The sequence below is a fragment of the Pseudomonas sp. PA1(2017) genome (assembly GCF_001945375.1).
GTDB lineage: Bacteria > Pseudomonadota > Gammaproteobacteria > Pseudomonadales > Pseudomonadaceae > Aquipseudomonas.
Genome location: NZ_MSXU01000003.1, coordinates 251,081 through 257,416 on the forward strand (window position 1 = coordinate 251,081; position 6,336 = coordinate 257,416).

A 6,336-nucleotide genomic window follows, 5' to 3' on the forward strand; every position below is an offset into this window, starting at 1 on the left:
GACTGAACGGGCTCAAACGGCTTTCAGCACGCAGGGCGCATCGAGGCCATCGATCAGCTTCTGCGCTCGGGCGAACAGGAAGCCCTGCACCCACTGGGCTTCACATTCACGGCTGATCGCCAGGTCGTCGGCGGTCTCGATACCTTCGACCACTACATGGGCGGCCAGGGTGTTGCACAGCCCCACCAGATGCCTGAGCGTCCTGACATGCTGCGAGGAGCGCCGGGCGCGCTGCACATAGCCCTGATCGATCTTGATGATGTCGGGTTGGGCCTGCTGGATGAAGGCCAGGGTGCCGAAGCCCGATCCGAAGTCGTCGATGGCCACGTGGCAGCCGGTGCTGCGCAGTTGGTGGACGAACTCGACGGCCTGATCGTGGCTGATTGGCGCCGAACTTTCGGTAATCTCGATGACCAGGCGCGAGGCGATATCACCGTCGGCCAGGCGCTGCAGCACCTGCTCCCAGTGGTAATCGAGCCTGGCGCTCTGTGCGGAAACGTTGCATCCCAGGGTCAGAGACGGGTGACGCTGCAGAAGGTCGATGATGGCGTCAACGACGCTGCGATCGAGACGGCGCATCGACTGATTGCGCTCCAGTACCGCGAACGGGTTGAAGCCCAGGGGCTCGCCGTCACTGCGCAGGAGGCCTTCCTGATACAGCGCGTGCTCGGTATCGGCCGCCGCCTTGACCGGCTGAAAGGCCAGATGGAACCGGCCGCCTTGCAACTGCGCATAGAAGTAGCGCACGCGCGCTTCATCGGATGACGCAGTGACTTCGGAAATGGCGTCCAGGCTGATCATCGGGCGCGCTGCAAACATCGAAGGCATTCCAGGATTTTCCATGACTGATCAACGTGACGGGCAACCGCAAACGTTTGCTTGTGGCGGTTTGTCGCCACTATTCGATAAGATCGCATCCCCTACTGGAATAAGGTGCAAGGCTGCTCGGCAGCGCCTCGGCGGTTCTTAAGGCGGCTATTCGGCCTCATGGCTCGAGAGAAAGCGCGAGGGCTGGCGCCGCGGCGGCACTGCGGAGCCTGCCTAGGTAAGCGGGAGTACCATGAACAGGATGCCTATGCTCCCAGCGCAGCGGCTTCGCGACCAGTGTTCCCATAAGCCCGTTTGTTGTCCGCACGTGCATTTCCTGTTCACTTCACTGCCAGCGGCATTCCAGGACACGCGATGTACACAGTGACAAGCAACTGTTTCCAGGTGATGGCCAAGACCTTTCTCGAACAAGGTGTCGACCCGAGAAAGCTCGACCAACAACTGCTCCAGGCCCTGAGCAGTGGCGCGCCGATCACCCTGGCCCAGGTATACAGCCTGTTCGGCCAGGCCAGCGAGCAGACCGCCAACCCTGACATCGGCCTCGGCACCTATGCCCACGCCCACCCGAGCGCCCTGGGCCCTCAGTGCTACCCGATGATGTCCAGCCCGACTTTGGGCACCGCATTGAAGCTGATGGTGGATTACCACCCGCTGATCACCAACGGTTCGCACTATCTGCTCGAGCAGCGCCAGGACACCCTGAAACTGATCGGCCTGGAAGTCGGCACCTCGCCCATACCAGCACCGCGGGCCTTCATCGATGCCGGCGCCGCGCTGACGCTCGGCGTCGTCCACTGGCTGACGCCTCATCAACGCCCACGGCCACTGGGCGCCGAGTTCACCTACGCGCAACCCGCCGATACCAGCCGCTTACGCCAGCTATTCGGCGACAACCTGCGCTTTTCGGCGCCGCACAACAGCTTGATCTTCAGGGCACGGGATGCCGCCATCGCCCTGCCGACGGCCGATGCAGCATTGCACGTCATGCATCAGGAATACGCGCAATCGCGCCTCGACGACTTGGTCAACGGTTCGGTGGCCGCGCGGGTGGAGCGCCTGCTTTCGAAACAGCTCACCCTGGGCATCAACATGGATTTGAGCGAGGTCGCCAACACCCTGCTGCTCAGCAAACGCGGCCTGCAGAAAGCACTGGAACGCGAGGCGGTCAGCTTCATCCAGCTGCAGGAAGAATCACGACTGAAGCTGGCGCACAACCTGCTGCGCAACTCCACACGCAGCCTCAAGTACATTTCGGCGACGCTGGGTTTTCGCGACCAGAGCAGCTTTCACAAGGCGAGCATGCGCTGGTTCGGCATGCCGCCGAGCCAGTACCGCCATCATGAGAATGTGTGCTGAGAGGGCCCGCGTATCGCTTTGCGGGTAATCGGTGAATGCGCGAATCGGCTTGCAGAAGAGATGGCTACCGGGCATTGCGCCTCGACATGGGCCAGGGAAAAGAAGGAAACAGGAACGGGACGAGCGCGCAGCAGGTGCCACGCGCTCGGCCATGCGATCAGGACGCGCGTCCTTCGCTAGGCGCCTGCTTGTGCCACAGGGTCGGGATCAGGAACACGATGGCCAACAGGCAAGCACCGATCAGCAGCACGAAACCACCATCCCAGCCGAAGTGGTCGACCGTATAGCCCATCGCCGCGCTCGCCGCGACCGAACCGCCCAGGTAGCCGAACAGGCCAGTGAACCCAGCCGCCGTACCGGCAGCCTTCTTCGGCGCCAGCTCCAGCGCATGCAGGCCGATCAGCATCACCGGGCCATAGATCAGGAAACCGATGGCGACCAGCGCGGCCATGTCGACGACCGGGTTACCCGGCGGGTTGAGCCAGTACACCACGGTGGCCACGGTCACCAGGCCCATGAACACCACGCCGGTCAGGCCGCGGTTGCCACGGAAGACCTTGTCCGACATCCAGCCGCACAGCAGCGTACCGGGAATGCCCGCCCACTCGTAGAAGAAGTAGGCCCAGGAGGTCTTGTCAACGGTGAAGTGCTTGACCTCTTTCAGGTAGGTCGGCGCCCAATCCAGCACGCCGTAGCGCAGCAGGTAGACGAACACGTTGGCCAGGGCGATGAACCACAGCATCTTGTTGCGCAGCACGTACTTGACGAAGATTTCCTTGGTACTGAATTCCTTCTCGTGGCTATCGTCGTAGCCTTCCGGGTAGTCGTTCTTGTACTTCTCGATCGGCGGCAGGCCGACCGATTGCGGCGTATCACGCATGGTCGCGAAGGCAAAGACGGCGACTAGCATCGCTACCGCGGCCGGTACGTAGAACGCTGCATGCCACTCATTGAACAGGCCCATGCCGAGCAGGAACAATGGGCCGATCAGGCCACCGCCCACGTTGTGAGCGACGTTCCATACCGAGACCACCCCGCCACGTTCCTTCTGCGACCACCAGTGCACCATGGTCCGGCCGCTGGGCGGCCAGCCCATGCCCTGAGCCCAGCCGTTGATGAACAGCAGGATGAACATGATGGTCACGCTGGAAGTAGCCCAGGGCGCGAAACCGAAAACGAACATCACCCCTGCCGACACCATCAAGCCGAACGGTAGGAAATAGCGTGGGTTGGAGCGGTCGGAGATCAGCCCCATGAGGAATTTCGACAAGCCGTAGGAAATGGCGATTGCCGACATCGCCAAGCCAAGCTGGCCGCGGGTATAGCCCTCTTCCTCGATCAGGTAGGGCATCGCCAGTGAGAAGTTCTTGCGCAGCAGGTAGTAGCCGGCGTAGCCGATGAAGATACCGGCGAAGATCTGCCAACGAAGGCGGCGGTAGGTGCTGTCTATCTGGTCATCGGGCAATTGTTCCCGATGGGGGGCAGGACGGAAGAAGGCGAACATCCAAAGGCTCCGGTTATTGTTTTAGCTGCACAAGCGAATGTGACAATTATGTGACATTTTCATTTGCGAAAATAGCACTCGCTAGTGAAGCGGTAAAGCCAGCAACCTGTTGGAATTCGAACTAATAGAATGATTCTGACCGAAGGCTGTGTCACCCCGGAATACAGCATCGAAGCACTGCTCATAAAAAAGCGCGATCCGCCCTGGACGAATCGCGCTCTTGCGTGATTACCGACGCTGCACTCAGCGGGCGGTGATCACAGCCAGCTTGGTAATGCCAGCGCGCTCGATGGCGGCCATGGCCTTGGCCACCGAACCGTAGTCCACCTGGTCATCGGCCTGCAGCTGCACCTTCAGTTCGGCGTCGTCCGCCTTGGCCTGGATCAGGCTGCTTTCCAGCAGCTCTGGCTGGATCTCGTCCTTGTTGATGAACAGCTTGCCGTCACCGTCAATGCTGATCACCAGCGGGTCTTTCTGATCGGCTGGGGCCACGGCTTCGGTCTTCGGCAGGTTGATCGGGATCGAGTTGGTAAGCAGCGGCGCAGTGACGATGAATACCACCAACAGCACCAGCATCACGTCGACCAGCGGCGTGACGTTGATTTCGCTGAGTACTTCGTCGTTGTCCTGGGTCGAAAACGCCATGTCACACCGCCTCTTTCACAGGTTGACCGCTGACGATGCCGCCGCGCTTGGCGCCCGGGTGGACGATGACCTTGAAAGCACTCTTCTGCGCCAGGCTGTAGAAGTCGTGGGCAAAGTCGTCGAGATCGGCGGCAGTGAGCTTGAGGCGACGCAGGAAGTAGTTGTAGACCAGCACCGCCGGCACTGCGACGGCGATGCCGACCCCGGTGGCGACCAGCGCGGCACCGATCGGCCCGGCGACGGTCTCCAGGCTGGCGTTACCCGCCGCGCTGATCCCCTTGAGCGCCTCCATGATGCCCCACACGGTGCCGAACAAGCCGATGAAGGGTGAGGTGGAACCGATGGAGGCGACCACCGCCAGGCCCGATTCAAGAGAGCGTCGCTCGCGCTGGATCTGCTGACGAAGGGCGCGCTCGAGGCGATCCTGATGGTTGATCGCCTGGCTCAGGTCACCCGGCTGCTGGCCGTCCGGCACCTGGATGGCGGCGAAGCCGGCCTGGGCGACGTGCGCCACGGCGCCGGACTGGTTGTGGCCCAGTTCGGCGGCCGAGTCGAGACTGGTGGCGGACCAGAACAGCTTCTGGAATTTGCGATCCTGATGGCGCTGACGGGTGAACTGGATGGCCTTGATCAGGGCCAGGCCCCAGGTAACGACAGAAAAGCCAATCAACAACCAGATGACGGAGTGTTCGACTGAGGCGAAAGGAGAGTCGGCTAGCAGGTTCATGGTGCGGTCCTCGCAAAGCGATGTGTCGATGACGGGATTCGGCCGCGGATTTTCCGGGCCCAGGGAAAAGGTATTTGCCGCGCGCGTCAGTTCAGGCGGAAATCCAGTGGCACCGTGACCCAGCCTTCCTGAGCGACATCGCCGCGCTTGGCCGGTACGAAGCTCCAGCGCTGTACCGCTTTCACAGCGGCCTGGTCGAGCACGTCACGGCCACTGCTGGTCTGGATCTGGATATCACCGGGCTTGCCGTTGGCCAGCACGCGGATGCGCAGCAACACAGTGCCTTCCCAGCCACGACGCTGCGCCAGGGACGGGTATTCCGGCGCCGGGTTGCGCAGGTAGGCAGCGTTGGCCGACGGCGGCGTCTCGGTCACAGGCTTGGGTGCTGGTGGCGCGGGCGGCGCTGGAGGCGCCTCGGCCTTTGGCGGTGCAGGCGCAGGCTCGACCGGTTTCGGCAAGGGCTTGGGCGCAGGCTTCGGTTTCGGCGGCTGCGGCTTGGGCTTCGGCGGTTCCGTCTTGGGCGGCGGCTTGACCGCCAGCTCATCGACCACCGGTGGCGGTGGTGGTGGCGGCTCGACGACAGGCTCGGGAGGCCGCACCGGCTCCGGTGGCGGCGACGGGGCGGCGAATTCGATGGTCATCGGTGGGATTTCCACCGGCACTTGCGGCAGTACCGGCTCGGGCCGCTGACTCAGCCAATGCAACACGGCGCCGTGGAGTACCAGCGCGAAAATGCCGAGCAGGACAGCCTCACGACGACTGAGCACGGACCTGGATGCCACCGGCCTGTGGCGTAGCGTGCCCAGCGCATGGCGCAGTGGAACGCCAAGATCCACAACCTCTGCTGGAACACGCACCTGAGGCCAGGGTGCAACAGATAGCGCAGAGGATTGAGCATTACTCATTACTGACAGACTCCTGGAAGTACCGACTTAGAGGCGGCCTAAGCGAAAGCGGAATTCCAGTGGTCTGGTGCAGCGAAGAATGAAGGTTAGTGAATATTTCGTAAAATCACTTTTACGAAGATATTTATTCAATTAGGGAATAAGAAGTCGTATAGCCGCCTTGAATTGCACACACGCCTCATCGGGTATTCGCCGATGAAAACCGAGCACTGGGCGGCAGACATCCAGGGAGGGTAGAAACAAGAAAAGCGACCCAGGGGTCGCTTTTCAGGAAACCTGCTCGAGGCAGGTGGATATGGCGCAGCGGACGGGACTCGAACCCGCGACCCCCGGCGTGACAGGCCGGTATTCTAACCGACTGAACTACCGCT

General features: G+C 61.9%; 6 protein-coding genes. 1 reads left to right on the forward strand and 5 read right to left on the reverse strand.

The window, feature by feature from the left end:
• Positions 1-12: 12 nt before the first annotated feature.
• Positions 13-801 carry an EAL domain-containing protein gene (locus tag BVH01_RS06335; protein ID WP_075929562.1) on the reverse strand — a complete coding sequence of 263 codons (789 nt, stop codon included), beginning with the start codon at positions 799-801 and terminating at the stop codon, positions 13-15.
• Positions 802-1,182: 381 nt separating this feature from the next.
• Here BVH01_RS06335 and BVH01_RS06340 point away from each other — a divergent pair, with 381 nt between their 5' ends.
• Complete coding sequence (locus tag BVH01_RS06340) at positions 1,183-2,184, forward strand: AraC family transcriptional regulator (RefSeq protein WP_075929516.1); 1,002 nt, start codon at positions 1,183-1,185, stop codon at positions 2,182-2,184.
• Positions 2,185-2,341: 157 nt separating this feature from the next.
• Here BVH01_RS06340 and glpT read toward each other — a convergent pair whose 3' ends face one another.
• The 4 genes from glpT to BVH01_RS06360 form a co-directional block, all read right to left on the reverse strand.
• Complete coding sequence (gene glpT, locus BVH01_RS06345; RefSeq protein WP_075929517.1) at positions 2,342-3,688, reverse strand: glycerol-3-phosphate transporter; 1,347 nt, start codon at positions 3,686-3,688, stop codon at positions 2,342-2,344.
• 243 nt (positions 3,689-3,931) lie between these two features.
• The gene (locus BVH01_RS06350) at positions 3,932-4,333 is read right to left on the reverse strand and encodes a biopolymer transporter ExbD (RefSeq protein WP_075929518.1); all 402 of its coding nucleotides are present in this window, start codon (positions 4,331-4,333) and stop codon (positions 3,932-3,934) included.
• Between the two features lies 1 nt (position 4,334).
• On the reverse strand, positions 4,335-5,060 hold the full coding sequence (locus BVH01_RS06355; RefSeq protein ID WP_075929519.1) for a MotA/TolQ/ExbB proton channel family protein: 726 nt from the start codon (positions 5,058-5,060) through the stop codon (positions 4,335-4,337).
• Between the two features lie 86 nt (positions 5,061-5,146).
• Positions 5,147-5,965 carry an energy transducer TonB gene (locus BVH01_RS06360; RefSeq protein ID WP_075929520.1) on the reverse strand — a complete coding sequence of 273 codons (819 nt, stop codon included), beginning with the start codon at positions 5,963-5,965 and terminating at the stop codon, positions 5,147-5,149.
• Positions 5,966-6,336 lie beyond the last annotated feature (371 nt).